The sequence below is a fragment of the Cellvibrio fibrivorans genome (assembly GCF_031457055.1).
Lineage (GTDB): Bacteria > Pseudomonadota > Gammaproteobacteria > Pseudomonadales > Cellvibrionaceae > Cellvibrio > Cellvibrio fibrivorans.
Window position 1 is genome coordinate 694,524 of record NZ_JAVDVX010000002.1, and the last position, 26,270, is coordinate 720,793.

Annotated in this window: 21 protein-coding genes; 13 read left to right on the forward strand and 8 right to left on the reverse strand. The window is 45.6% G+C overall.

Annotated elements, in window-relative coordinates; translation table 11 throughout:
* Positions 1-20: 20 nt before the first annotated feature.
* Entirely contained in the window at positions 21-638 is a 618-nt protein-coding gene (locus J2X05_RS07865; RefSeq protein WP_310070931.1) for a histidine kinase, read from the reverse strand.
* 255 nt (positions 639-893) lie between these two features.
* Here J2X05_RS07865 and J2X05_RS07870 point away from each other — a divergent pair, with 255 nt between their 5' ends.
* From J2X05_RS07870 to J2X05_RS07885, 4 genes are read left to right on the forward strand one after another with little or no spacing between them, the layout of a single operon-like run.
* Positions 894-2,528 carry a peptide ABC transporter substrate-binding protein gene (locus J2X05_RS07870; RefSeq protein WP_310070935.1) on the forward strand — a complete coding sequence of 545 codons (1,635 nt, stop codon included), beginning with the start codon at positions 894-896 and terminating at the stop codon, positions 2,526-2,528.
* Positions 2,529-2,531: 3 nt separating this feature from the next.
* Complete coding sequence (locus J2X05_RS07875) at positions 2,532-3,467, forward strand: ABC transporter permease (protein WP_310070937.1); 936 nt, start codon at positions 2,532-2,534, stop codon at positions 3,465-3,467.
* A 3-nt stretch (positions 3,468-3,470) separates the two neighbouring features.
* The gene (locus tag J2X05_RS07880; RefSeq protein WP_374725259.1) at positions 3,471-4,361 is read left to right on the forward strand and encodes an ABC transporter permease; all 891 of its coding nucleotides are present in this window, start codon (positions 3,471-3,473) and stop codon (positions 4,359-4,361) included.
* Positions 4,362-4,364: 3 nt separating this feature from the next.
* Positions 4,365-5,978, forward strand: coding sequence for an ABC transporter ATP-binding protein (locus J2X05_RS07885; protein WP_310070940.1), 1,614 nt, complete (start codon positions 4,365-4,367; stop codon positions 5,976-5,978).
* A 46-nt stretch (positions 5,979-6,024) separates the two neighbouring features.
* Here J2X05_RS07885 and glgA read toward each other — a convergent pair whose 3' ends face one another.
* From glgA to J2X05_RS07900, 3 genes are read right to left on the reverse strand one after another with little or no spacing between them, the layout of a single operon-like run.
* Entirely contained in the window at positions 6,025-7,473 is a 1,449-nt protein-coding gene (gene glgA, locus J2X05_RS07890) for a glycogen synthase GlgA (protein ID WP_310070943.1), read from the reverse strand.
* Between the two features lie 22 nt (positions 7,474-7,495).
* The gene (gene glgB / locus J2X05_RS07895; RefSeq protein ID WP_310070945.1) at positions 7,496-9,703 is read right to left on the reverse strand and encodes a 1,4-alpha-glucan branching protein GlgB; all 2,208 of its coding nucleotides are present in this window, start codon (positions 9,701-9,703) and stop codon (positions 7,496-7,498) included.
* A gap of 19 nt (positions 9,704-9,722) precedes the next feature.
* Complete coding sequence (locus tag J2X05_RS07900) at positions 9,723-9,971, reverse strand: hypothetical protein (RefSeq protein WP_310070947.1); 249 nt, start codon at positions 9,969-9,971, stop codon at positions 9,723-9,725.
* 110 nt (positions 9,972-10,081) lie between these two features.
* Between J2X05_RS07900 and glgC the strand changes: the two genes are divergently transcribed.
* The 8 genes from glgC to J2X05_RS07940 all read left to right on the forward strand — a co-directional run bounded on the left by glgC (position 10,082) and on the right by J2X05_RS07940 (position 22,246).
* The gene (gene glgC, locus J2X05_RS07905; protein ID WP_310070950.1) at positions 10,082-11,347 is read left to right on the forward strand and encodes a glucose-1-phosphate adenylyltransferase; all 1,266 of its coding nucleotides are present in this window, start codon (positions 10,082-10,084) and stop codon (positions 11,345-11,347) included.
* On the forward strand, positions 11,340-13,070 hold the full coding sequence (locus J2X05_RS07910; RefSeq protein ID WP_310070952.1) for a glycoside hydrolase family 57 protein: 1,731 nt from the start codon (positions 11,340-11,342) through the stop codon (positions 13,068-13,070). Before glgC ends, J2X05_RS07910 begins: the two co-directional genes overlap by 8 nt.
* Positions 13,071-13,137: 67 nt before the next feature.
* Positions 13,138-14,652, forward strand: coding sequence for a 4-alpha-glucanotransferase (gene malQ, locus J2X05_RS07915; RefSeq protein ID WP_310070957.1), 1,515 nt, complete (start codon positions 13,138-13,140; stop codon positions 14,650-14,652).
* Between the two features lie 59 nt (positions 14,653-14,711).
* Positions 14,712-15,074, forward strand: a complete 363-nt coding sequence (locus J2X05_RS07920; RefSeq protein ID WP_310070959.1) for a hypothetical protein — start codon at positions 14,712-14,714, stop codon at positions 15,072-15,074.
* Positions 15,075-15,280: 206 nt separating this feature from the next.
* Positions 15,281-18,379, forward strand: coding sequence for a phosphorylase b kinase regulatory subunit alpha/beta (locus J2X05_RS07925; RefSeq protein ID WP_310070962.1), 3,099 nt, complete (start codon positions 15,281-15,283; stop codon positions 18,377-18,379).
* Between the two features lie 128 nt (positions 18,380-18,507).
* Positions 18,508-19,959, forward strand: a complete 1,452-nt coding sequence (locus J2X05_RS07930; RefSeq protein ID WP_310070964.1) for a TrkH family potassium uptake protein — start codon at positions 18,508-18,510, stop codon at positions 19,957-19,959.
* Positions 19,956-21,488, forward strand: a complete 1,533-nt coding sequence (locus J2X05_RS07935; protein WP_310070967.1) for a sensor histidine kinase — start codon at positions 19,956-19,958, stop codon at positions 21,486-21,488. Before J2X05_RS07930 ends, J2X05_RS07935 begins: the two co-directional genes overlap by 4 nt.
* Before the next feature lie 68 nt (positions 21,489-21,556).
* Positions 21,557-22,246 carry a response regulator gene (locus J2X05_RS07940; RefSeq protein WP_310070969.1) on the forward strand — a complete coding sequence of 230 codons (690 nt, stop codon included), beginning with the start codon at positions 21,557-21,559 and terminating at the stop codon, positions 22,244-22,246.
* Positions 22,247-22,357: 111 nt separating this feature from the next.
* Here J2X05_RS07940 and J2X05_RS07945 read toward each other — a convergent pair whose 3' ends face one another.
* The 4 genes from J2X05_RS07945 to J2X05_RS07960 all read right to left on the reverse strand — a co-directional run bounded on the left by J2X05_RS07945 (position 22,358) and on the right by J2X05_RS07960 (position 25,903).
* A complete protein-coding gene (locus J2X05_RS07945) occupies positions 22,358-23,362 on the reverse strand; it encodes a right-handed parallel beta-helix repeat-containing protein (protein ID WP_310070972.1) in 1,005 nt (334 codons plus the stop codon).
* 213 nt (positions 23,363-23,575) lie between these two features.
* Entirely contained in the window at positions 23,576-23,941 is a 366-nt protein-coding gene (locus tag J2X05_RS07950) for a hypothetical protein (protein ID WP_310070974.1), read from the reverse strand.
* Positions 23,942-23,965: 24 nt separating this feature from the next.
* Entirely contained in the window at positions 23,966-24,775 is an 810-nt protein-coding gene (locus J2X05_RS07955) for a peptidylprolyl isomerase (protein WP_310070976.1), read from the reverse strand.
* Positions 24,776-24,925: 150 nt separating this feature from the next.
* Positions 24,926-25,903: an HPP family protein gene (locus tag J2X05_RS07960; RefSeq protein ID WP_310070978.1), complete on the reverse strand. Its 978-nt coding sequence runs from the start codon at positions 25,901-25,903 to the stop codon at positions 24,926-24,928.
* Between the two features lie 147 nt (positions 25,904-26,050).
* On the opposite strand from J2X05_RS07960, the gene J2X05_RS07965 reads away from it, so the two are divergent.
* Positions 26,051-26,260, forward strand: a complete 210-nt coding sequence (locus J2X05_RS07965) for a heavy-metal-associated domain-containing protein (RefSeq protein WP_310070980.1) — start codon at positions 26,051-26,053, stop codon at positions 26,258-26,260.
* Positions 26,261-26,270: the final 10 nt, after the last annotated feature.

The window sequence follows — 26,270 nt, forward strand, 5'->3', positions numbered from 1 at the left end:
TGCCATCGTTATGGTTCAACCTAATCGAGTAGGTAGTTAAGTTTTTCAGTCAGACCGAAAATAGAGTGTTCTGCTACAACCAATAATAAATCACAATTAATTTTATGGTTCTCAATAGAGTAGTTGATCTCAACGACTAACGCCTGCTTCCACTTCATATTATTGTTTTGTAGCAAGTCAGTAATATTGCAGTGCTGTCCCAACAACATAGGTGGGCCAAAACTAAAGTGAGTATCCAACTGCTCCGCCAATCCTCGCAAGCATGCACCATTTAATACATTGGCGGTGTCCATTAGTAGCTCATACTGCGCCTGCTCATCTGTAACGCGATCATATTTCAGCAGCTTGGCAAGATCATCAAAGTCAGTTTCGTGAAATATCAGCATGGCCTCACCGGCAATGCCACCTCCTATGAAACCTTGGCACACACCGTGCACTATGTCATTGCGACTTTCCCGGTTGAGCGACTGTAACGCCATGGCAATATCGGTAGGGTTGAGGACACTAACGTGTGGGATGGATAACACCACAAAAACGTCTAGCAGGCGAGCCAGATGGGAGCCGGCTTGCCCCATGGCAACATTGGTGATTTCCTGAAGGCAATCGCGCTGATCTTCGGTGAGCAAATAATCTCGCATAGTTCAGATCTTGTTATGGTCAGTCCGAGGTGCATTTAACTGAAGCTTAGCAGCAATCTATAAATTTGTAGGGAAACATGTTGCGATGTGAGGCAGTTATTACCCAAGGGCCTGCCTCAACATACAAGTAAACCGCTAAAAAAAGCCTAAGTTATTGTTAATAATGATTTTTTATATAGCTATGTTTGGTATTTAAAGTGTACTACTATTCGGAAAAAGGCACTGATAGACCTCATGCTGGCGGAGAGAAAATTAATGACCATAACTATGGCAACAAGAACTTTGGTGTTGGCAATACTGATGTTAGGGCTATGGGCCTGCGAGCGCAAAACCTTGGTGGATGTGGGGACTGAGCAGCAAATACTGTATTTTGGGAATGGTACGGATGTCACGGGTGTCGACCCTCACGGAACCAATGGTATGCCAGAAGGACGCATTATTGCGGCGCTGTTCGAGGGGTTGGTCGGCAAAGACCCACGCACTCTTGAAGTTGTGCCTGCTGTTTCGGATCGCTGGGAAGTTTCAGCGGATCACATGACCTACGTATTTCATATCAGGGAAACTGCACGATGGTCTAATGGCGATCCTGTAACTGCCCATGATTTTGTGAATGGATGGTTGCGCGGATTGATGCCTGCACTGGGTAACGAGACGGTTACGTCGCTATTTGTCTTCAAAAATGCTGAAAAATACTACCGTAAAGAAATTACCGACCTCTCCCTCGTTGGTTTTAAAGCACTGGACGATCGGTATTTAAAAATAGAACTGGAAAACCCCACACCTTATTTCCTGCAGTTGCTCGATTATCTAGCGTTATTTCCACTGCACACTGCCAGTATGAAACAATTTGGCGAACTTGATGACCCAACAAACCCTTGGTCAAAGCCGGGAAATTTCGTCGGCAATGGCGCCTTCACTTTAAAAGATTGGATTCCTGGCCGTTCCTTGGTTGTTAAGAAAAACCCTTACTATTGGGATAGCGAAAATGTTCGCCTTAATGAAATTCATTTCATGCCTATAGACCAGTTATTGGTTGAAGAGCGAATGTTTAAAGCGCGTCATTTACATCGGACTGAATGGATGCCTTACGCAAAAATTCCGGTCTACCGTGCGAACAAAGACCCCGAATACAATCATTATCCCTATTTGGCGACCTACTTTTATGGTTTCAATGTAACAAAACCACCTTTTGATGATGTGCGTATACGTAAAGCCCTGGCTTTTGCTATAGATAGAAAAACATTGGTGGATAGCGTGACTAACGGTGTACAAAGCGCAACCGGCGCACTAACGCCACCCGATACATTAGGCTACACATCGAGAAGCCAGATTGTGTTCAATGCGGAAAAGGCGCGGCAATTACTTGCGGAAGCAGGCTATCCCGACGGTAAAAATTTCCCCAGTGTTGAATTGACCTACAACAGCTCCGAAGACCACCGAAAAATTGCCGAGGCAATACAACAAATGTGGAAAAATCACCTGAATATTAATATCAAGCTTAGGAATCAGGAGTGGAAGGTATATCTGCATGAAATTAAAAATTTGCATCACAACGTAGCCCGTATGGCTTGGGTCGGCGATTATGTAGATCCCAACACATTTTTAGAAATTTTTACTAGCGATAGTGGTGACAATAAAACGGGTTGGAAAAATAAAAAGTATGATGAGCTCATAAAAAAAGCAGCGACCATTGCGGACAAACAAGAGCGATATGAAGTTTTTCAACAAGCTGAAGCCTTGTTGCTGGAGGAGGCACCTTTAATTCCACTTTACAACTACACAACTAACAATCTCATCTCTACACAATTAAAAGGCTATCATCAAAATATTCTGGATTATTACTCCTACAAAAAACTCTATCTTGAACCCAGTTCTCCCCAACCAGAGTGATCTATGTTTCTGTTCATACTCAAACGTGTTTTACAAGCTATTCCAGTATTGTTGCTGGTCGCGACAGTAACATTTTTTATGGTGCGCGCAGCACCCGGTGGGCCTTTTGATAAAGACCGCGCAATACCTCCAGAAGTGCTGACGCAGCTCAATAAACGTTACCACCTGGATGATCCGCTCTGGAAGCAATACATGGATTACATGGGCAATATCGTTCAGGGAGATTTTGGACCTTCGTTCAAATTTGCCAGCCATTCGGTAACTGAACTTATTGCTGCCGGGTTACCCTCCACATTAGAACTCTCTCTCTACGCAATTTTATTTGCGCTGCTTGTGGGATTGCCTACTGGAATACTGGCAGCGATTAAACAAAATACCTTGCTTGACTATGTACCTATGTCTACTGCAATGATCGGAATTTGTATGCCGACATTTGTACTTGGACCAATTTTGTTATTGGTATTCGGTATTTGGCTTGGCTGGTTACCTGTAGCGGGATGGGGGCAAGTTCCGGGTGATAAAATTTTGCCGTCGATTACGCTTGGTTCTGTTTATGCCGCGTATATCGCACGGATTTGCCGCGGTGGAATGCTGGAAATTCTCTCGCAGGATTATATCCGCACAGCGCGGGCAAAGGGCCTTTCAACCATTCGTATTGTCTTGGTGCATGCATTGCGTGGTGGCATCACGCCGGTAATTTCTTTTCTTGGACCTGCGATTGCGGGGCTACTAGCGGGCTCATTTGTCGTTGAATCAATTTTTCAGGTACCGGGACTTGGCCGATATTATGTTATAGCGGCATTTAACCGCGACTACACGATGATTTTAGGCTGTACTATTTTCTTTGCCTTCCTGATCATTTTGTTTAATTTGCTCGCCGACATAGTTCAGGTTTGGTTGAATCCGAAGCTGCGGCAAGAACTGGAAGAGAGAGGTTAAGGCGTGACAGAGTTTATAAAAACCTTGGATATTTCAGCACTGGAAAAAGGCCGCTCACTAAGCCAGGATGCAGCCGCGCGCTTGCGCAAAAATAAAATGGCGATGGCTAGTTTATATTTTTTATTGCTGCTGATTGCGATTGCAATCATGACCCCCTGGATTGCCCCCTACAGTTATGACGAACAAGATCTGGCATTAGCTGCGTCCCCTCCCTCTGCGCAACATTGGTTGGGTACCGACACCTTGGGGCGCGATCAGTTGACGCGCATTATGTACGGTAGCCGTATTTCGTTGATGGTTGGATTTATTGCTACTGCTGTAGCATTAACAATAGGCGTACTTTGGGGCGCGATAGCTGGTTTTCTTGGGGGGCGTGTTGATGCGGTGATGATGCGGATCGTCGATGCACTTTATGCATTGCCGTTCACGATTTTTATTATTTTGCTTACTGTTATTTTTGGCAGTAGTATGTTGCTACTGTTCTTGGCAATCGGTGCAGTTGAGTGGTTGACTATGGCACGGATTGTTCGTGGGCAAGTATTAACTATTAAGCGGCAAGAGTTTGTCGAGGCAGCGATTTCTATGGGGTTATCGCCGTGGCGAATTATTTCGCGGCATTTAATCCCTAATGTGCTCGGTCCCGTAATTGTTTACACAACTCTCACTATTCCCAGTGTTATTTTATTGGAATCTTTTTTAAGCTTTTTAGGTTTGGGTATTCAACCGCCTGCAAGTTCCTGGGGCTCGTTAATTTCTGGTGGGGTCGAGACCATGGAAGAATATCCCTGGCTGCTGATTTTCCCAGGTCTGGTTCTAACAATCACCTTGTTTTCACTCAATTTTCTCGGCGATGGCTTGCGCGATGCACTTGACCCACGAGCATCCAAGGATTAACTCATGACCAGCGAAAAATTACTCAATGTTGAAAATTTGCGGGTATTGTTTAATACCCGTAATGGCCAAACAGTAGCGGTGGAAAACTTAAGTTTTTCACTTGAAGCGGGAAAAGTATTGGGCATTGTAGGTGAGTCAGGTTCAGGCAAGTCGGTCGCATGCTATGCGTTGATGGGATTAATTCCGTCACCCCCTGGGAAAATTGAATCAGGCCGCGCACTATTTCATGGCAAAGATTTATTGCAAATGCCTGAATCCGAATTGCGCCATGTGCGCGGGCATAAAATCGCCATGATTTTCCAAGACCCGATGACGTGTTTAAATCCCTATATGCGCGTTGCAGATCAACTTATCGAAGTCTTGTTGCAACACAAAAAAATGAGTAAAAAAGAGGCGCGGGAAAAATCAATCGCTGCACTGGTTGAAGTTGGCATCCAGAATGCAACTAAACGTATTGATGAATATCCGCATCAATTTTCGGGTGGCATGCGGCAGCGCGTTATGATCGCTATGGCGCTCCTTGGAGAGCCTGAAATACTGATTGCAGATGAGCCAACGACTGCATTGGACGTAACTGTCCAGGCACAAATTCTCGCACTTATTAAAGGTCTTCAAAAAAGCCATAAGCTCGCTGTAATTTTTATTACCCACGATTTAGGTGTGGCAGTGCAAATGGCAGACGATGTGTTGGTAATGGAAAAGGGGCGATTGGTAGAGCAGGGCACAACCGAAGCAATATTTAAAAATCCAACTCAGGAATACACAAAAAAACTGCTCAGCGCTGTACTAGCCACAGCAAAACCCGTTGCCAGTGCAGCCAAAATGGATGAGGCACCGTTACTGGATGTAAAAAACCTTCAGGTGGGTTACGCGTCGCACGCAGGCTCTCTGTTTAATCGTATTAAGCAGTTTGCACGTGGTGTTGATGATGTAAGCATTAATATTTATCGTGGTGAAATACTTGGGCTGGTTGGTGAATCAGGCTCGGGAAAGTCTACGCTGGGTAGAAGTATCATTCGTTTGGTGAATGCGCAGTCGGGCGAAGTGATTTTTAACGGTAAAGAATTATTAGGTTTGTCCCCCGCAAACCTCACAGAAATGCGTCGCGATATACAGATGATTTTTCAAGATCCTTATGCTTCATTAAACCCACGCATGACGGTATTTGACACGCTGGCTGAACCGCTCCTGGTGCATGGCCTTGCCACCAAGTCTACTGTGCTGGATCAAGTCAATGAGCTAATGGATGATGTCGGTTTGGATCGGCGTTTTATCCGCAAATATCCCCATGAGTTTTCAGGTGGTCAGCGTCAGCGTATCGCTATCGCACGTGCGATTGCATTGAAACCAAAACTGATAGTTGCTGACGAACCAGTATCCGCGCTAGATGTAACCATCCGTGCGCAAATATTGGCATTGTTATTGGAGTTAACACAAAAACACAATTTGACGATGCTGTTTATCTCTCACGACATGTCTGTGGTGCGTTATCTATGTGATCGCGTGGTAGTTATGCAGAAAGGGATGTTAATTGAAGAGGGGATAACGGAGCAGTTATTTTCCGCACCACAGCAGGAATACACACGGCAACTGCTCGCGGCAATTCCTACCCTGTAAATGCAGATGTAAAAATGGGCAGCAATGCCCATTTTTAATCCCGGATTCAGGCTGAAACAATCTGCTCATAAATCGCCAAATATTCTTTGGCGCTAGCGTCCCATGAAAAGTCTTTACTCATTGCATTCAGTTGCAGCTGCTTCCAGCGATCTTTTTGCTTGAAGAGCGAAATAGCTCGTTGAATCGCAGCAAGTAGCTCTCCTGCAGTGGCACCGTGAAACACAAAACCATTGGCCTCGCCTGACTCACTTTCCAACGTCTGTTCAAAAACGGTATCACGTAGCCCACCAACGGCGTGCACAACGGGCAGCGTGCCGTAACGCAAACTGTATAATTGATTTAAGCCGCAAGGCTCAAAGATGGATGGCATCAGAAAAATATCACTGCTCGCTTCAATACGATGAGCAAAGGTTTCGTTATAGCCAAGAGTGACAGCAACTTTTTGTGGGTATTGTTCGGCAATATTTTTTAACGCTTTTTCATAATGGGGGAATCCGCTGCCTAAAATCACTAGTTGGCAATCCAGGGTTAACAACTGGTTCATTTGTTCCAGAATTAAATCCACGCCTTTTTGGTCAACTAGTCGGCCAACAAATCCGAGTAAAGGGATGTCAGAACTCACAGTAAGGCCAAGCTCTTCTTGCAATGCCAATTTGTTTTTGGTTTTGTTGCCAAGGGTGCGGCGATTGTAGTTGCAAGTTAAATGAGGGTCAGTTCCCGGATTCCACTCATCGGTATCTATACCATTTAAAATTCCGGCAACCGCATCGCTGCGATAGCGTATTAGTCCATCCAAGCCATTGCCAAACTCCGGGCGTTGAATTTCCTTCGAGTAACTAGGGCTGACTGTGGTGATGAAATCCGCAAAAGCCAACCCGCCTTTTATAAAGGACATTTGACCATAAAATTCCAAGCGCTCATGATGCCAAAATACTGCAGGCAAATTTAATTCGGCAAACGCTTGATAGGAAAATAGACCGCGATAAGCCAGGTTGTGTATGGTAAACACAGAGGCCGGATGATTGGGGTGGAGGGAAAGCAATGCCGGGATCAAACCTGTTTGCCAATCGTTGCAGTGCACAATTGTCGGTTGCCAATTCAATCCCACCTGATCCAAAGCAATGAGTTCAGCAACTCTGGCAAATACATAAAAGCGTTTGTGATTATCAAACCAGTCATTGCCATCAGGGCCGCAGTAGGGATTTCCTTCGCGTTCAAAAAACTCTGGAATATCCACTAACAAAACAATCACTTTGGTGCCGGGTAAGCGAGTTTGTCTTAATGATACTGAATAGCCTTCAATCTCTAATTGTGCAATCTCTTTGATGCCGACGTTTTTGGCTTTCTCCAGCACACTCGCATAGGCGGGTAGCAATATTTTTACATCTTGCCCCAGTTTTAGCAGCGCACGTGGAAGGCTTGCTGCTACATCCGCAAGCCCACCAGTTTTGATCAGTGGATAAACCTCACTGGTTGCAAATAAAATTTTCTGCATGAGTGATCCTTCTTCGTAACAATTAAGCCAGTTTTAAAATAAGTGCACCCAAAGGTGGAAGGTTTACTTCCAATGACTGTTGATGATTCATCCAGGGTACGGGTTGGGAATAGATTGGATTGGAATTACCCCAATTGCTACCGCCATAAAAACTTGAATCGGAATTTAAAATTTCATGATATGCACCAGCGACCGGAACGCCGATACGGTAATTGGTACGTGTCACAGGGGTGAAATTTAAAATCACTATACTGAAGTCGTGATCACTCTTGCGAATATAACTCACGATAGATTGAGTGCTGTCATGACAGTCAATCCACTCGAAACCATCGCCGCGGAAATTGCGCTGATAAAGTGAAGGCATACTTGTGTAGCAGTGGTTTAAATCTTTCACCAATGTGTGCATACCCTGGTGCGGTGCGTAGTCGAGTAAATCCCAGTCGAGTGTGCGACTTTGCGCCCACTCACTCCACTGCGCAAATTCGCTCCCCATAAATAATAATTTAGTTCCCGGATAAGTGAACAAGTAGGTGTAAAGTAAACGCAGATTAGCAAACTTTTGCCAGTCATCGCCGGGCATTTTATTGATCATACTACCTTTGCCGTGCACCACTTCATCATGCGAAAAAGGCAGCATAAAATTTTCGGTAAAAGCGTACATCATGCCGAAAGTTAATTGATTGTGATGATACTGGCGATGGATAGGATCTTTACTGATGTAATCCAGGGTGTCATGCATCCAACCCATATTCCATTTCATTGAAAAGCCCAAGCCACCCACCCAGGTGGGGCGAGTGACTTGCGGCCAGGCAGTAGATTCCTCTGCAATCACCAACGCGCCAGGGTGTTGCCCATGGCAAACTTCATTCAGCTTTTGCAAAAACGACATAGCCTCAAGATTTTCATTCCCCCCATGGATATTTGGTATCCATTCGCCCGGCTCGCGCGAATAATCCAAATGCAGCATGGAAGCGACAGCATCAACTCGCAAACCATCAAGGTGGTACTCCTTTAACCAGAAGAGGGCGTTGGCCAATAAGAAGTTTCGCACCTCATTGCGGCCATAGTTATATATCAAGGTACCCCAATCGCGATGCTCACCCAAGCGTGGATCTTCGTGCTCATAAAGCGCTGAACCGTCAAAACGGGCGAGGGCATGCGCATCTTTCGGGAAGTGCGCGGGCACCCAATCGAGGATGATCCCGATATTGTGGCGATGGAGATAATCGACAAAGTAGCGAAAATCATCCGGTGTACCGAAGCGACTCGTCGGCGCGTAGTAGCCAGTAGTTTGGTAACCCCATGAGTCATCTAGCGGATGTTCACTAACAGGCATAATTTCGATATGGGTAAATCCCAGCGGCTTTATATAATCGACAACTTGATGGGCGAGTTCGCGATAATTCATAAACTCACCCACCCAGCCACGGCGCCATGAGCCGAGGTGCATCTCGTAAACCGAGAGAGGCGATGATTGCCAATCCCAGTGGGCACGTTTGTTCAGCCAGTCTCCGTCCTGCCATTCATAATCGGAGGGAGCTTTAACTATTGAGCCGGTCAAGGGGCGCAATTCAAATGCCTGTCCATAAGGGTCGGACTTAAGAAAAACGGCACCGGTCGCACGATTGCGAATTTCAAACTTGTATAAAGCCCCTGCCTTAATTCCGGGGATAAACACCTCCCACAGGCCGCTGCCGCCGCGTACTCGCAAGGGGTGCTGGCGGCCATCCCAGTCATTAAAGTCACCAACGACACTGATACGCTCGGCATTGGGCGCCCAAGTGGCAAACAGCACACCTTCGATGCCATCAACTGTGCGCGGGTGCGCACCCAAGTGTTGATAGATGTTCCAATGTTGCCCCTCCGCAAAGAGGTGCATGTCAATATCGCCCAATTGTGGTGCAAAGGAGTAGGGGTCAAATTCAGTGTGCATGGTATTGTGGCGGTCGTACCACTGCACCAAATAATGCTCCGGTAATATTTTTGCCAAACCGTACCACTCAAAAAAATCAGTGCCTTCAATGCGTTTCAGGGCGTGATGTTGCTCGTTAATCACTAATGTAGCGGTACGGGCGCCAGGTAAGTAAACGCGCACAAAGGTGTCTGCTGCTGCCGTTGAGGTGGCACCTAACGGATGGCGTCCAAGCACCTCAAAAGGGTCGTGGTGAGTAGCGGTAACTATACGCAACATCTCGTGGGATAAGGGTTTGTCCTGCTTCACATTCAACATTGAATCGATTCCTAAGTGATTATTTTGGCACTTGATTTTGCATATTGCAGATTATGCCCCATTTCGGGCTACATAAAATTGTCATACAGCCAAGCTCTACTAGCTTAGCCATTATCGCTTTCTTTTGTTGCACCATTTTTTTGCAAAAAATAACATCCGTGAAAGACATTTGCAGATTCGGTGCCAAACTTGAAGCTACACTTAGTTTTGCATTTAAAGCGAGCAAGTGGGTGTTTTTAAATGCACCATAAAAAATTTTGTGTTTCACTTGAGTTTGCGCCAGATCAATTTATTGGCATTGATATTGCTCTTACTCTACGCATAACCGTCACACAAAATTCATCGTTCAGACACAATAGCCATAAGGAATAAGTAGTAATGAGTACACCAACATCGGGTCGTTTTGTTAGTCGTCTTACGCGAGAAACATTGGCGGTAATTCTTGCAGGTGGACGAGGTTCTCGGTTACATCAACTAACAGATTGGCGCGCAAAACCTGCAGTACATTTCGGTGGCAAATTCCGCATTATCGATTTCCCTCTCTCTAATTGCGTCAACTCCGGCATTCGCCGCATCAGCGTGTTGACCCAATACAAATCGCATTCATTGGATCGTCACGTACAACGCGGCTGGGGGTTTCTAGGGGGGGAACTCGGTGAGTTCGTTGAATTATTACCCGCGCAACAGCGCTTGAGTGAATCCTGGTATGCCGGCACTGCCGATGCGGTTTTACAAAATATCGATATCATTCGTCGCCACAACCCTGAGTATGTATTAATCCTCGCGGGCGACCACGTATATAAAATGGATTACGGTACCATGATTGCGGCGCACGTGGAGCGCGGTGCTGACATTACTGTTGGTTGTATTGAAGTTCCGCTGGAAATTGCACATGCATTTGGTGTGATGGATATGGACAAAGACTATCGCATTGTAAAATTTACTGAGAAACCGGCGAATCCCGAATCTATGCCCGGCAAGCCCGATAAAGCGTTGGCTTCAATGGGCATTTATGTTTTCAGCACCAAAGTATTGTTCCGCGAACTGCTAAAAGATCGCGACAATCCAAACTCCTCACACGATTTTGGTAAAGATATTATTCCGTCTATGATTAAATCCCATCGCGTCACAGCATTTCCATTTCGCGATCCAGTCTCCGGTGGAGATGCTTACTGGCGTGATGTAGGAACGGTTGATTCACTCTGGGAAGCTAACCTTGAATTAACCGGCATCACCCCTGAATTGGATTTATACGACGCCGCGTGGCCAATTTGGACTTATCAAGAGCAAGTGGCACCAGCAAAATTTGTATTTAATGACGAAGGCCGTCGTGGCTATGCCGTTGATTCCTTAATTGCCGGTGGTTGTATTATTTCCGGCTCGGCAATAAAACATTCGTTGTTATTCCCGCGCGTTCGTGTTCACTCCTATTGCGAGATTGAAGACTCGGTTTTATTTCCCAGTGTGGAAGTAGGACGCCGCTGTAAAATCCGCAAAGCGCTGATTGATCGCCGCTGCAAAATTCCCGAAGGCACTATTATTGGTTACGATGAAGAAGCTGACAGAAAACGCTTCCATATTTCTCCCAAAGGTGTAGTGCTGGTGACACCCGACATGCTAGGACAGGATGAAATCAATGGCTAATAATGGCAAAACGAAGGTCGTTTTTCTCTGGCACATGCATCAGCCCGATTATCGCGACATTATGACAGGTGAATATTATTTTCCCTGGACTTATCTTCACGCCATTAAAGATTATGTGGATATGGCTGCGCACATAGAAGCGCAGCCGGCTGCTAAAGCTGTGGTGAACTTTGCGCCTATATTGTTGGAGCAGTTAGATGACTATGCGCAGCAAATTGCTGCGCATTTAAAAGACCAGAGTAAAAAAATCAAAGACGCAGTACTTGCTTCATTGGTCGAGCCAGTATTACCTGCACCAGGCACTATGGCATTTACCGATCTCGCTAAAAAATATTTACGCGCAAATCGTGAGCGGATGATTGAACGCTTTCCTGCCTATCATGAACTCGCTAATGTGGTTGGCACATTTGATGAGAAACCCTTTATCAGCCGTTATCTGAATGAACAGTTTTTAATAGATTTGGGGGTTTGGTATCACATCAGTTGGCTGGCTGAAATTCCGCGCCGGTCAGATGAGCGCATCCAACGCTTGCAACAAAAAGAGCGTAATTATTCTCTGGAGGATCGCCGCGAATTATTGGGCATCATCGGTGAGTTGATTGCATCGATTGGCCCGCGCTATCGCAAACTTGCCGAGTCCGGTCAAATCGAATTGTGCATGAGCCCTTATGCACATCCTATTATTCCTTTATTGATCGATTTAAATAGTGCGAAAGAGGCAATGCCGGATGTCAATTTACCTAATGCATTGTTTTATCCAGATGGGCGCAATCGTGCCAAATGGCATCTGCATGAGGGCTTTAAAACGTTCGAGCAGTATTTTGGCAAGCGCCCACGCGGATGCTGGGCTTCTGAAGGTTCATTGAGCGATGAAACATTAAAATTATTGCATGAGGCAAAATTTGATTGGGCTGCAACGGGCGACTCTGTGCTGCACAACAGCCTGCGTGCACTCGAAAATAGAAGTGTTGCCGAACAAATCCGCAGCGACAACCAATCGCTGCATCGCGCATATGAATTTGCTAATATCAAAATCAATACCTTTTTTCGCGATGACGGCTTGTCCGACTTGATTGGATTTAAATACGCCACCTGGCATTCGGATGACGCTGTTGGCGATCTACTTAATCACATGGTGCATATAGCCAACGCTAGTAACGATACAAAAAATACGGTTATTTCAGTGATCATGGACGGCGAAAATGCATGGGAATATTTCCCTGAAAATGCCTACCATTTTTTACATACACTCTATGAACGGTTAACAACACATCCACAACTTGAACTTGCAACTTACAGTGAGGTGCTTGATCAGCAGCAACCTGTTCCTGTTGCTATGCCCCACCTTGTTGCCGGCAGCTGGGTTTATGGGACTTTCTCCACCTGGATCGGCGACAAAGATAAAAATCGCGGCTGGGACATGCTTTGCGATGCCAAGCAGCAAGTGGATCACGCACTCAGCAAACGCAGTTTTTCCCCTGCACAATTAGCACAAATTGAAAAGCAGCTCGCCCTTTGTGAAGGATCCGATTGGTTCTGGTGGTTTGGTGATTACAACCCATCACAAAGTGTCAGCGATTTTGAATACCTCTTTCGCCGCCACTTAATGAATTTGTATTCGCTTATCGAACAACCAGCGCCCGCTTATTTACATCAAGTTATTAGCGTTGGGGGCGGTGATCCAGCTACCGGTGGTGTGATGCGCCAAGGCCATGCAAATTAACAATCCCTGTAGTACTGTAAAAAGATCGTAGTTGTTTTTTGTAATTTATTTAAAGGGAAGGGCATTGATGGCAGACAAATCACCACTTTTTCAACGACGCACTGCTGGTGTTTTGTTGCATCCAACCTCTTTACCTTGCTCAGAAACTTGTTGGGGTGAAAATAATAAAAAAGCATTCGGCACTTTAGGAAAAGACGCCTATTATTTTATAGATCTTGTTGCCCAAGCAGGCCTGACCATTTGGCAAATGCTACCTACCGGCCCAACTCAAGCGGATATGTCGCCATATCAATCTATTTCAGCGCATGCGGGTAATCCAGACTTAATTAGTCTAGATTCACTGTTCGAAAAAGGCTGGATTACGGCAGGGGATATGCAATCAGTTGGTGAAAAATCGCTGTCCCATGCACGTCAACAGGGCGCAATTTCTTTTCACAAATATATAGAGAGCGAGGCAGGGGCAAGCACACGACAATTATTTCAGAATTTTTGCTCACAACAGAATTACTGGTTAGATGATTTTGCGCTGTTCAGTGCATTGCGGACAGAATTTAATGGCTCATCGTGGAATACATGGCCGTGGGATTTGCGCAAACGTAACAGTAAAGCACTGGAAAAAATTCGCACTCAACTTAAAGCTGCCATTGATACCGTATTATTTGAGCAGTTTGCTTTTTTTAGCCAGTGGCAAGCACTAAAACAATATGCAAATGAAAAAGGAGTTAGTTTGTTCGGTGACATGCCAATATTCGTTGGCCACGACAGCGCTGATGTCTGGGCGCAGCAACATTATTTTCAATTGGATGAAGAAGGTAATCCGCTCACGGTTGCTGGTGTTCCACCCGATTATTTTTCTGAGACTGGGCAGCATTGGGGGAATCCGCATTATGCGTGGGAAGTCATGGCGGCAGATGGATTCCAGTGGTGGTTAGCACGCTTGCGAACGCAACTACAGTTGTTTGACCTGATCCGTATTGATCACTTCCGTGGGTTTGAAGCCTATTGGGAGATCCCAGGCAAAAGTCACGATGCACGTTTAGGTAAATGGGTTAAAGCGCCGGGCGAGGCTTTTTTGCAGGCGTGTTTTGAAGCTTATCCAGGCCTACCTTTGGTGGCAGAAAATCTTGGTGTGATTACCGATGAGGTTGAAGCGCTACGCAATCAATTTGAATTACCGGGCATGTTGGTGCTTCAGTTCGCGTTCGACGGCAACACGAGTAATCCACATTTGCCGCACAACCATACACGCAATGATGTGATTTACACAGGAACTCATGATAACGATACGACAGTTGGTTGGTTCGCCACTTTATCAGATGCGAATCGCCAACAAGTAAAGCAATACTGTTTTAATTCCGCAGATGAAATGCCCTGGTTGTTAATTGAAGCAGCGCTGGCATCGGTAGGGCGCATGGCCATTATTCCCATGCAGGACTTTTTGGAGCTGGATGGAGGGCACAGGATGAATATGCCCGGTACAACGGATAAAAATTGGGTGTGGACGTTTTCGTGGGATCAAGTTGACCCCACACTTGCTGAACGTATTCGGCAGTTATTAACAACCTATAACCGTTTGAGCTAGCTGCGCTGTAAGCCGAAGGCTATAGAACATTAATCACTCAACTTTACGTAGGAACCGCTATGGAACATAGATGCAGCGCGCGCTATACAGCCGACATTAAAATCCTGATTTACCGATACGACATTCCGGTAGCCATAGGTCGCATCAAAAACGGCACTCGCTACGGTTTATATATCGAATCAGATTTGGCAGATGTAAAGCCGTTGCAACAATTAGGTATAGAAGTACTGGTGTATCGAAGTGCACAGAAATTGCAGCGTTACAGGTTTGACTCAATTGTTATGCACACCACCGACCACGGCTTTGGTGTCGAACTGGATGCACTGGGTGAAGATGCCGGCAATCAGTTGGCGGAAATGCTGCGCGCATCACCAGAAACTCCACAGGAAAGTGAATTGTTTGATATGGTTGCAAGTGCTTGATGTCGTTGTGACAAAAAGCATCTTTTAGCGTGTTGATTGAATTTCGAGGAGTAAATGAGTTGGGCTGGATTTTTATGCAATTGCGCATAATGTATATTATGTTAAATTGCGTATTCTATGAATATCAATAACTTACCCCCCAACTCACTTTCTTCCTTGTTTTTCAAGCAAGGCATTGTACTACTCCATCCGATGGCAATTGCTCTATGAAGCATAAACAACTGTTAGAGCGTCTATACGCTGAAGTCGAAACAGTCATTCTCAGTAAACAGCACCCGGTTACCGGACTGCTGCCTGCAAGTACAGCGATTAATAATCACGGTGATTACACCGATGCATGGGTGCGCGATAACGTTTATTCCATCGTCTGTGTGTGGACTTTGGGCATGGCCTTCAAGCACCAAGGTGAAGATCACAAGAGCGACCAGCTACAACAATCCACTATCAAGTTGATGCGCGGTTTGCTGCAATCAATGATGCGGCAGGCGCAAAAAGTTGAGAAGTTTAAGCATTCCCTGGAAAACGGTGATGCGCTTCACGCCAAATACGATACGGCGACCGGGTTACCCGTGGTGGCAGACGATGCCTGGGGTCACCTCCAGATTGATGCAACCTCAGTTTTCCTCCTGATGCTGGCGCAAATGAGCGCATCTGGCTTGCGTATTGTCTGTACGCACGATGAAGTCGATTTCGTCCAAAATCTTGTGTATTACATTGCCAGCGCTTACCGCACGCCGGATTACGGGATTTGGGAGCGTGGAAATAAAGTTAACAATGGTAAAACCGAAATCAATGCGAGCTCAGTTGGTATGGCTAAGGCTGCATTGCAAGCCTTGGATGGCTTTAATTTATTTGGTAAACACGGAGATAAAAGGGCGGTAATTCATGTAATTGCCGATGCAATTTCTTTAGCAAGAACCACCCTCGCCTCACTACTACCGCGCGAGTCACTTTCCAAAGAAACAGACAGCGCATTGCTCAGCATTATTGGTTTTCCCGCTTTTGCGGTGGGTAAAGAAACCCTGGCGACACAGACGCGCGATTCAGTATTGACCAAACTCGGCGGCAATTACGGTTGCAAACGTTTTTTATGGGACGGACACCAGACCGTTCTTGAAGAAAGTTCGCGTATTTATTACGAACACGATGAGCTGGGTAATTTTGCAAACGTCGAATCAGAATGGCCTCTTTTCTTCACCTATTTATATATCACGGCATTGTTTGATGGCAGTGAAGCTACTGCAAAACATTATCGGAAAAAACTTGAATCATTAATGGTAAGTGTGGATGGCATTGGCTTATTGCCAGAGCTTTATTATTTACCATTGGAAAATGTTGAAGCGGAAAAGAAAAATCCTCGCTCGCAAACACGCATACCTAACGAAAACGTTCCTTTGGTTTGGGCGCAAAGTTTATATTTAACCGGTTTAATGTTAGATGAAGGCTTGGTTAGTACAGATGACCTTGATCCATTAAAAATGCGGCGCCGCTCTACCCGCTTTATCAAATCCAATATCGCACTCGTGGTACTGGCAGAAAATGACACAATTAAACAACATCTTGCTAAACACGGTGTGATTGCTGAAAGTTTGCAGGATATTAAACCCATGGGCGTAGTATCGGCATCCAGTTTGATGGAGGCATATGCACATGTAGGTGAAAATAAATCTCTCGGCTTGTCGGGGAGACCACGTCGACGCGTACAAAGCTTGGCTACATCGCAGACATATGAAATCAATAACAAAGTCTATTTGAGTTTGTCATGGTTGCAAAGTGAGCGCGAAGATTATCGCCGCTATGACGCACAATGGGTAATAGAAAATCTGACGCAGGAAATTGAGTTTATTTATAAAAACTGGCTCAGTTCAGAGGTGGCAGTATTTACATTAATGATGGATCATCGATTATATAAAGTACCTAATGCGGAGCTCTTATTTGCAACGCTACGCGATTATCAATTGCGTAGCGAGCATGAATATGTAGGTTATGCCTCAGCAAACCTCGCTTATCGCGCATCGAGGGTGAATAGCTTATCAATCCCCTACTTCCACATTCCATCGATGAACAACCAGATACTGGCTGCCACTTCAGGAGACGATGCACTCCAGCCCGCGCAATTGGAACCTGTTGCAGCAGCTATGCTGGAACATTTTTATACCGAGAGCGATATCATTACATACCGCAAGTTTTCGCTTTACGTTAAAAATCGCAAATTAACCGATATCATTGGCGTTGATGGTGCAGCCATCACAGTCAAAGATCTGATCCGCGACTTTTTCTTCCGTTCACAAAAAGTGAACTACTGGCTGTTATCACGCTTTTGTTTTTCCCAATTAAATTACACGCTCACAGATTTGTCTGACAGCTTGACATTGCTAGCTGCACGCAACTTAACGATTACTGTTGGCGATAATAACCATACTGAAATCAAAGTGGATCAGTCGTTTTCCAATGCCACTTATTTTGAAAGTGTACGGCAGTTATTTCCCGATTTGCTTGAACGCACTTTGGTACAGGAATTAATTTCGGCGATTGGTTCGTTAATTCGCTCTGAACCAAAACTGTTTGACGGATTACACTCTGTGCAATTGCGTAACTTTATGTTGTTGTGCGCTATGGATAAAGGTGATGCTGAAGATGTCAGTATGCTTGAATGGCTTGGCTTGCAATCGCCGGCCAAGTTGTACAAAAAAATCCGTTCAATCCTTACCTCGCGCAAAAAAGTATTCTCCCAGGGGATTAACCATATCACCCCCTATAAAATCCATCACAATGAAAATATTGAAGATGAAAACCCGGTACTTTCCGATGCAATGGATACCGACTGGTTGGAATGGCGCACCGCACGTGGGTTAATCACCCATTTTGATGCAAACTTCCTCAAAGATATTTGGCACAGCTTGATGTTTTCCCAATCGCTGGTATTTAGTAACGCCAGTGGCGGAAGTTTTCATTTGGATTGCAAAACCATTCGCCAATCAATGACCCCTGGGGAAGAAAGTTTTGCCCATCTAATTGATCAGCTTACCCATCAACTCTACCCGGCGTATTACAAAAGTGCAGTGGTAGAGGCACTCTATGCCTATACTCAGTTTTGTATTAATAATCCACAAATGCGCTTTCAAAAACCTCTGGTTTTTCGTGAAGTGCTGGAACGTGCAGCGGTACGTTATATGAGTGAGCGCAGGGCGCAGATGAGCAGCTTGGGTATAGAGACTGACTTGACTGTCTTTATGCAGCAATCGCCGCACATTGTGAATCTCTATGTAACCCTTATTTATGCCGAAATAACCCAACCTTATTGAGTTGATGTGGGAAACGCCCATCCGGGCGCAAGGGTTTTACGAAATATATATCGCCCCCCCATAGGCTCCCGCCAGCGTAGCGTTTAGAATGCGGCCAATTCCGACGCATCTCCCATAAGTTGAGTACTATGAAACTATTAGGGCCTACGCTGCTGATTTTGGGCGCAATCCTGAACATCCTTGCTTTGTTTATGTTGGTGCCTTTGGCGCTGTCCATCGCTTACAACAGCGATAATCAAATAGCTTTTTTTTCCTCCGCGGCTATTACCAGCTTGGTCGGTATTGGGTTTTTGTTGATCGGCAAAAAATCCCGCTTGGATTTTATGCAGCCACGGCAGGTATTTCTGATCACCACCAGCGCTTGGACCGGTGTATCACTATTCAGCGCATTACCTTTCATCCTTATCGACCACCCCCTTACTCTCGCCGATGCCGTGTTTGAAGCGGTATCAGGAGTTACCTCAACAGGCTCATCAGTGATGGCCGGATTGGACTCCTTACCTAAAGATATTTTGCTCTGGCGCTCCATGCTCAATTGGATTGGCGGGGTGGGGATTATCGGAATGGCGATTGCGATCCTGCCATTTTTGCGCGTGGGTGGAATGCGTCTCTTTAAGACGGAATCATCAGACTGGTCAGATAAGGCTATGCCGCGTGCACAAAGTTTGATGGCGATGATTATTTATTGCTACCTAGCACTCTCTTTGATTTGCTGCTTGGCATTTTGGTTAGCGGGGATGGATTTTTTTAACGCAGTTAACCATGCGATGGCCACTGTATCTACTGGTGGTTTTTCTACCTCTGATAGTTCATTTGCCCAATTTGACAGCTTGTTAATACATTGGATTGCTATCATATTTATGTTGGCGGGCGCATTTCCTTTTGTTTTATTTGTGCGTTTATTGGTAAACAAAAAATTTATTATATTTAAGGATACCCAAGTACGCGGTCTACTTTGGATTGTGGCAGTGACCACCTTAATATTAACTGCACAACTCATCCTTACTAATCAAATGGATCCCTTTAGAGCCCTAACCATGGCTTGCTTTAATCTCGTTTCAGTTATTACAACCACGGGTTTTGCATCAGGTGACTACCAACTCTGGGGAGCACTATCGTTAATTGTATTTTTCTTTGTTACCTTTGTCGGCGGCTGCTCTGGCTCCACAACTGGTGGCATAAAGGTGTTTCGTTTGCAAATCTTTGGTGGGCTGGTGAAAGAGCAAATCATGACAGCAATTCATCCTCGCGCCATTATCAGCCGCCGCTACAATAATCGCCTCATCAGCTCGGAAATAATCGCCTCATCAATTTCCTACATGTTTTTAATGACGGCTTGTTTGGTTGTTATCGCAGTTATTCTTGCTCTAACTGGATTGGATTTAGTCACCAGTGTCACTGGCTCGGCTACCGCACTAATGAACGTAGGTCCCGGGTTGGGCCCAATCATCGGCCCTGCCGGAAATTTTTCCAGTTTAAGCGATACCGCTAAATGGGCGCTTTCTGTAGGTATGTTGCTTGGTCGTCTGGAGTTTTTAACTATCCTGGTGCTCTTCACTCCTGCATTTTGGCGCGCATGATGAATGCTGAAAAAATTCTCCGCAAATTTGCGTATCCCATTGGAATTTTATTTCCATGGTTGCTCACGCCTATAGCATTTTTAATCACCGATTATCTACCCAAAGCCAATGTGCCCTTGCTTTACATCGTGATGGTGGTGTTTATCGCCATTAACGTCACTGTCGAGCTTGCCATCATTAACGCGCTCTCCAGTTTTTTTGCTTTCAGTTTCTTTTTTGCCGAACCCTATGGATCAATCATGATCCATCAGGACGAAGACTTGCTGACAATATTGTTATTCTTGCTCACGTCTGTACTGGTTGGTTACATGGCAACCAAACATAAACACAACATACAAAAAATTCGCATGCGCGAATTCATGACCGATATTGAACTGGAACTACTGGAACGCCTACCGAAAGCGATTGATACTGAAGATGTCGTTGCCGCACTACGTGATGCACTAAGACCCTGGTACGAAAATTGTGTACTCATCACCCATGGCGATAATTGGGCGACGCACCCGATGATTCGGCGTTTAACAAATCTACGCAAAACTTATTTGGAAGAATTGCTTGAGTTGCGTTTAACGCCAGAAGTGATTGCAAAAATTCCGCAACTTGAGCAAGAACATGACGTCTACTTTCTTTATAGTTCAAAACAGGTAATAGGTTTGTTGCGCATCGCGACTGCTAACATTCAACACTTACCTAAAGATATTTTTCTGCTGTTATTGCACCAGGTTAATATTTCACTTGAACGAACCCGTTTGGCCGCAGATTTGGAAAAAGAAAAAATTGCCAAAGAAAATGAATTGCTTCGCTCTGCCCTGCTCTCTTCAGTTTCGCACGATTTCCGTACGCCGCTTACAACAATGATCGGCGCCACTTCAACGGTGATTGAGTTTGGTGAGCATCTGGATAAACAACAGACCCGGGAGTTGTTAAATACCGTACTGGAAGAAGCGGAACGTCTTAACCGTTACACACAAAATTTGTTGGACATGACCAGGCTTGGATTTGGCAAACTGCAATTGGAGTGCAACTGGGTCAGCGTAGAAGAAATTATGAGCGTGGTGAAAAAGCGTTTAAGGCCGCTGTTGATTCATAATTTTTTGAAGGAGGACATCAACCCCAACCTGCCCTTACTGTACGTACACGCGGCCTTATTGGAGCAGGCGATATTTAACGTGATCGACAATGCAATCAAGTTCTCGCCAACCAATGCCAGTATCGATATTGAATGCACCAAAGAGGAGGATAAAATAATCATCGCGATTTGCGATCAGGGCACCGGCATTCCTGAAGATGAGCGGGAAAAAGTGTTTGAACGCTTCCATACAGCTGAAAAAGGCGATAGGCGCAGATCGGGAAGCGGCCTTGGTCTAACCATCTGCCAGGGTATGATTATGGCGCATGGTGGTAATGTAAGCATTCACGCTAACCCCAGGCGCATAGGTGATAAAGATTATCCTGGCTGCTGTGTGCGTATAGAGCTGCCCATTAATAACCAACAAGAACAGCATGAACTCCCTACATCAGCAGAATAAAGATTTAACAGGGATATGACGCAGGGGCACACTCCATCTGTTTATACTCCCTAAAAAATGGAGTCCTTATGAGCAGAATTTTAATTATTGACGACGAACCCCAGATTCGTCGTTTTTTACAAATAGGCCTGACTGCCCAAGGCTATGTCATTCTGGAAGCCGATACCGGCAGGCAAGGTTTGGTATTGGCAGCAGAGGAAACACCCGATCTCATCATTCTGGATATGGGCTTGCCTGACCTCGATGGCCAGGTAGTGCTAAAAAAACTGCGCGATTTTTTCCACCAACCTATTATCGTCCTGTCTGTACGCAACCGTGAGTCAGAAATTGTGCAGGCACTGGATGTGGGCGCCAACGATTATGTAGTCAAACCTTTTGGTATACAGGAGTTATTGGCGCGCATTCGCGGCTTAATAAAAGCATTTGGCCCAAGCGTGGAAAGCGTACAAAAATTTCAGGATGAGCGGGTGCTCATTGATCTGCAAGAGCGGAAGCTCAGTGTGGATGGTGAAGTAGCCAAGCTGTCGCGCAAAGAATTTGAATTATTAAAACGCCTGATCAATAACGCTGGCCGGTTGGTTACCCAGCAACAGTTATTGCGTGAAATCTGGGGTGGTACCCATGTGGAAGATACGCATTACCTACGCATTTTTATCGCACGCTTGCGTACCAAATTGGGCGATGACCCATCCAATCCGCGCTACATAGAAACTGAACCTGGTGTAGGTTATCGATTTTTACCCAGCGTAGAAAATTAACCGTCATAAAAAAGCTCGCGATCAAATAGGATCGCGAGCTACCTAAACGATACATCCTGGTACACACACATCTGCAATAGCTCTGTTAGCAAACCTGCCACACCAACTCTTTCAGCGGCAAATTGCCCCTACATTTTCTACCAACCCCGATGCAGCCTCACTAATACACCCATGCTTGTTATTAATGAATTGCGCACCAACCATCATGTTATTGATGCAGGATGCATCATTCGCCAAAATCCCCATGCCTCCAGAGCGGGAAATCACTACACCCGTAAACGTATTGCCAGTTGCTGCCGTACTTGGGTCAGTATTGACTTGCGCAAGAAAAATACCGTGCTGGACGCTATCGCGGATATGTAAATTAGTGAATGAATTATCCAGCGAATCACGCATGAAGATACCCACCGTTTTATTATCGGAGATAGTGATATCGTAGAATTTATTATTATTAAACTTGATATCGGTTGAGATACCTGCCGCTTTGTTGCCATACAGATGAATACCGGAAAAGGTGCTGTCTTCCGTTTCATAACCCGCCAGACCATCAAACTCGTTATCGTAAGAGGTGTAGTCACGAATTGTTAAACGGCGGCACCCCAACTCTGTCACTAAACCACCCGACATAGCGCCGTAGACAGTGACCGATTGCACCGTACAATCAACACAGCGACGAATACTGATACCGTTATTGCGCAATGGAAACGCATCACTGCAAGCCCCCCCCATACACTCAGAAGATTGGTTGGCTCGATTGCCATCTATCATTAAATCAACAACGCGCACATGGCGAGTGGAGCGGCTGGGAACATTTTCAGCGAGCCCCATAATAATGACCGGCGCATTGGCATTATCTGCAAGGCGAAGAAGTGTTGCTGGCCCTGTTCCTTTTAACGTGACATTATTTTTGTCGATAACGACGGGATGGGTGCAGGTATAAGTGCCGGGTAAAAGGGCAAGCTCACCACCCTCTGGCGGCAACTGGTTAATAGCATTTTGGATCGCATCGCAGGTTTTTTCTTTAATAATTTCGGTCGCATTGACCGATATAACACTACCCGTCATAAACGTTACAAGCAGCGTCAAGACAACATGTGCTCTATGAGTGATTTTCATAGTCCGGCCTCTCTCGAACGCTAGAGTTTTTCACTCCGCTTACCTGAAGCCTAGCTCTTAAACAGGCAGCAACAACGAAAAAATTCCCTTTAGCCAAAAAAAATCTAATTGCTTGCTGCGTTCAAATCCTTGGAGCTATGTGTTGGGTATTCCAGAAACACAAAAGGGACCATTGGTCCCTTTTGTGGCATTTACGTAATGATATTCAACTAACTACTCGGTTTTTGGCATAAGCGGATTACAGTTCTTAATCGTTACCCTACCCTCTAACAAACTGCCTTTTGAATATTCGCTGAAAATACAGCTGTTGGTTTCCGGGTCATAATTTTCGACCCAGAGATTGTCGTCTTTCCAGGTGGCTTGCATATGCATTTGGCCTTTGGGGACGTCAATCGACATAACACCGCCAAAGTTTTTGACGAAATGCTGTTCGTAATGAAAGAAGTACATCCCCCAACCGATGATTAATATCGCCAAACCGCCAATTAAACCAGCTTTCCACTTCAGGTAGCGGCCTACTCCCCAAAACACAAAAATGGCAACGCTGACAACGGCAATCCAATACAAATAAGTAATCACGAGACGTCCCTCTGGAAGTAAAAGTTACTTCCTATTCAATAGACTTTTACGCCCCAACGCAAGCAAACCTAACATCAGCAAACTGATTAAACCCATGCTGCCGCTGCCGCCATCATCTTTGTCGGTTTCGTTGATAAGGGTATTTTTGGTCGGGTTCAAGTTTGCTGCGGTATCAGGATCAGCATTTAATACCACAATATTTTGAATAAGCACCAAATGCGAGTCGGTGATTGCCACATTGTTTGTATTATCTTGCGCCGTGTAGTTTCTCAAAGGGAACCCCTGAAGGCTGCCCAATGTGAAACGATTGAGCGCAGCAATTGCATCAAGAATCGCCATGCCGTTACCGGTTACCTGGCCAAACACCGTGAATCCGCCGTTTTGCTTATCCAAATTTGATGCATTATTGCTCAAATTAATAAACCACTGGTTTGTGGCGCTATTGGCATCGCTTCCCAATTTAGCCATAGCGATAGTTCCGCGCAGATTGGAGTAGACAGGCTCGTTGATCACTTTCGGGTTTTGCGGGATCATGATCAAAGGCAATTGACCTGTGTATCGGTAACCTCCACCCTGCACCACAAATTCCGGCACAGAACGATGCACAATAGTGTTCTTGTAAGCATCAGCCTTTACGTAAGCCAGAAAATTTTCAACGGTTTTTGGTGTGGTTTTATCAAAGAGATTTACTTCAAAATCACCCATCACAGTTTGGAATTGCACGGTAGTCGCATTAGCTGCTTGCGTCATTAATAAGCTTGCGCCCAAGCATGCTACAGAAAATGAGTGCTTGAGCCATTTGGCGGGAGATGTGAACTGGGTAGATAAACGCATGAACGATAAACCTCTAGTTATAAATAGATAGGATACTTTGCCAACAAGGCCTTGGAGCCCAGCCAGGATTGCCGCATCTTATCCTGACTACTAGCCCCTAAACACCTGAAATTTGTTGGAATTTGTAATACAGCGACAGTCGGTGTGCCGCTAATCTTCATCAGTGACTTTTTTCCAGTGGCCATTGGGTTGCTGTTTAACCTCATAGCGTGACCACTGGCGAAATTCTGCCCGCAGACAAATCCCGGTGGCATAACCGCCCGCTCCCGCCACTATCTTGTAAATCACCTGATCTTTACTGGCGTTTTGGTTGTCAGCGGCATCTACGACCTGACGTACACTCCATAAGTTGCCCAACTTGCCGTTGCTGTAAAAATGCCCCGCGATAATATGCTCCGGGTGGGTGATGTTTTTTTCGGCATGCTGTTTTGCCAGCTCCAGCAATTGGGTAAGGTTTTCGCTGGTGATATCCACGTAGGAGTTGAGCTGCTCCATGGCTGCCGAAAAGTCTTCCTGGGTTAATTCGAATTGCCGCTCGGATGCCACCGCCGGTTTTGCGAGCTTGCGGCGGGTGAGATGTGCCGGGTAGCGACGCCAGGGGAAAAAGGCATTGAAGGCGATAGCCATCAACATAATACTGACCACGTTAATCAGGATCGGCATCACCAGATAAAAGTACTCCAACCGGTAAATTTCTGCACCGCCAATCACCGCCGCTAAAGCCGTCGCTCCACCGGGTGGATGCATGCAGCGCAAGTAATGCATTACGCCCACCGCCAAACCCACTGCCAATGCTGGCGTCCAAGTCTGATCGGGAAATAACTGTTGGATGCTCACTCCGACAAAGGCAGATAACAAATGCCCACCAATTACCGCCCAGGGTTGGGACAAAGCGCCTTGCGGTACCGCAAACAGTAACACCGCTGTCGCTCCCATAGAGGTCACCATAATCAAGGTGCCTGCGGTATGCATAAAGCCATCGGGGAAGCACCAACGTGTGCCCCAATAAACCGCCAGTATGCCGAAAAAAGCGCCGACCGCCGATATGATTTTCTCGCCGTTGCGGGTGGTATTACGCTCTATACCCAAGAGCAAACGAGCTTCATGCAGAAGGTGTTTAATCGTCATGGCAGATCCTGTCGCACCAATAAAGTGCGTGATACTAGTAGCTCAACGCACAGACCGCAATTGATAAAGACTAGAATATAAAATGTTGACCTTCCCACGATGGTAAGCCTTAGTCTGGCTTTAACGTCAACCAAGTAGGAGTTCATCATGTACCGATTTACTGTTCAGGATATGACTTGCCAGGGCTGCGCCGCCGCTATCAATCGCGCCATTAACAACGCTGACAAGCTTGCTCAGGTAAAAGCCTTTCCAGCTATCCGTAGGATAGAAGTTGAGTCAGCTTTATCCAGCGAGCAGTTGCTCTCACTATTGAGTGACGCAGGTTATCCAGCTCAACTCGAGACCACCCACTCATAGAGGAAAAGGC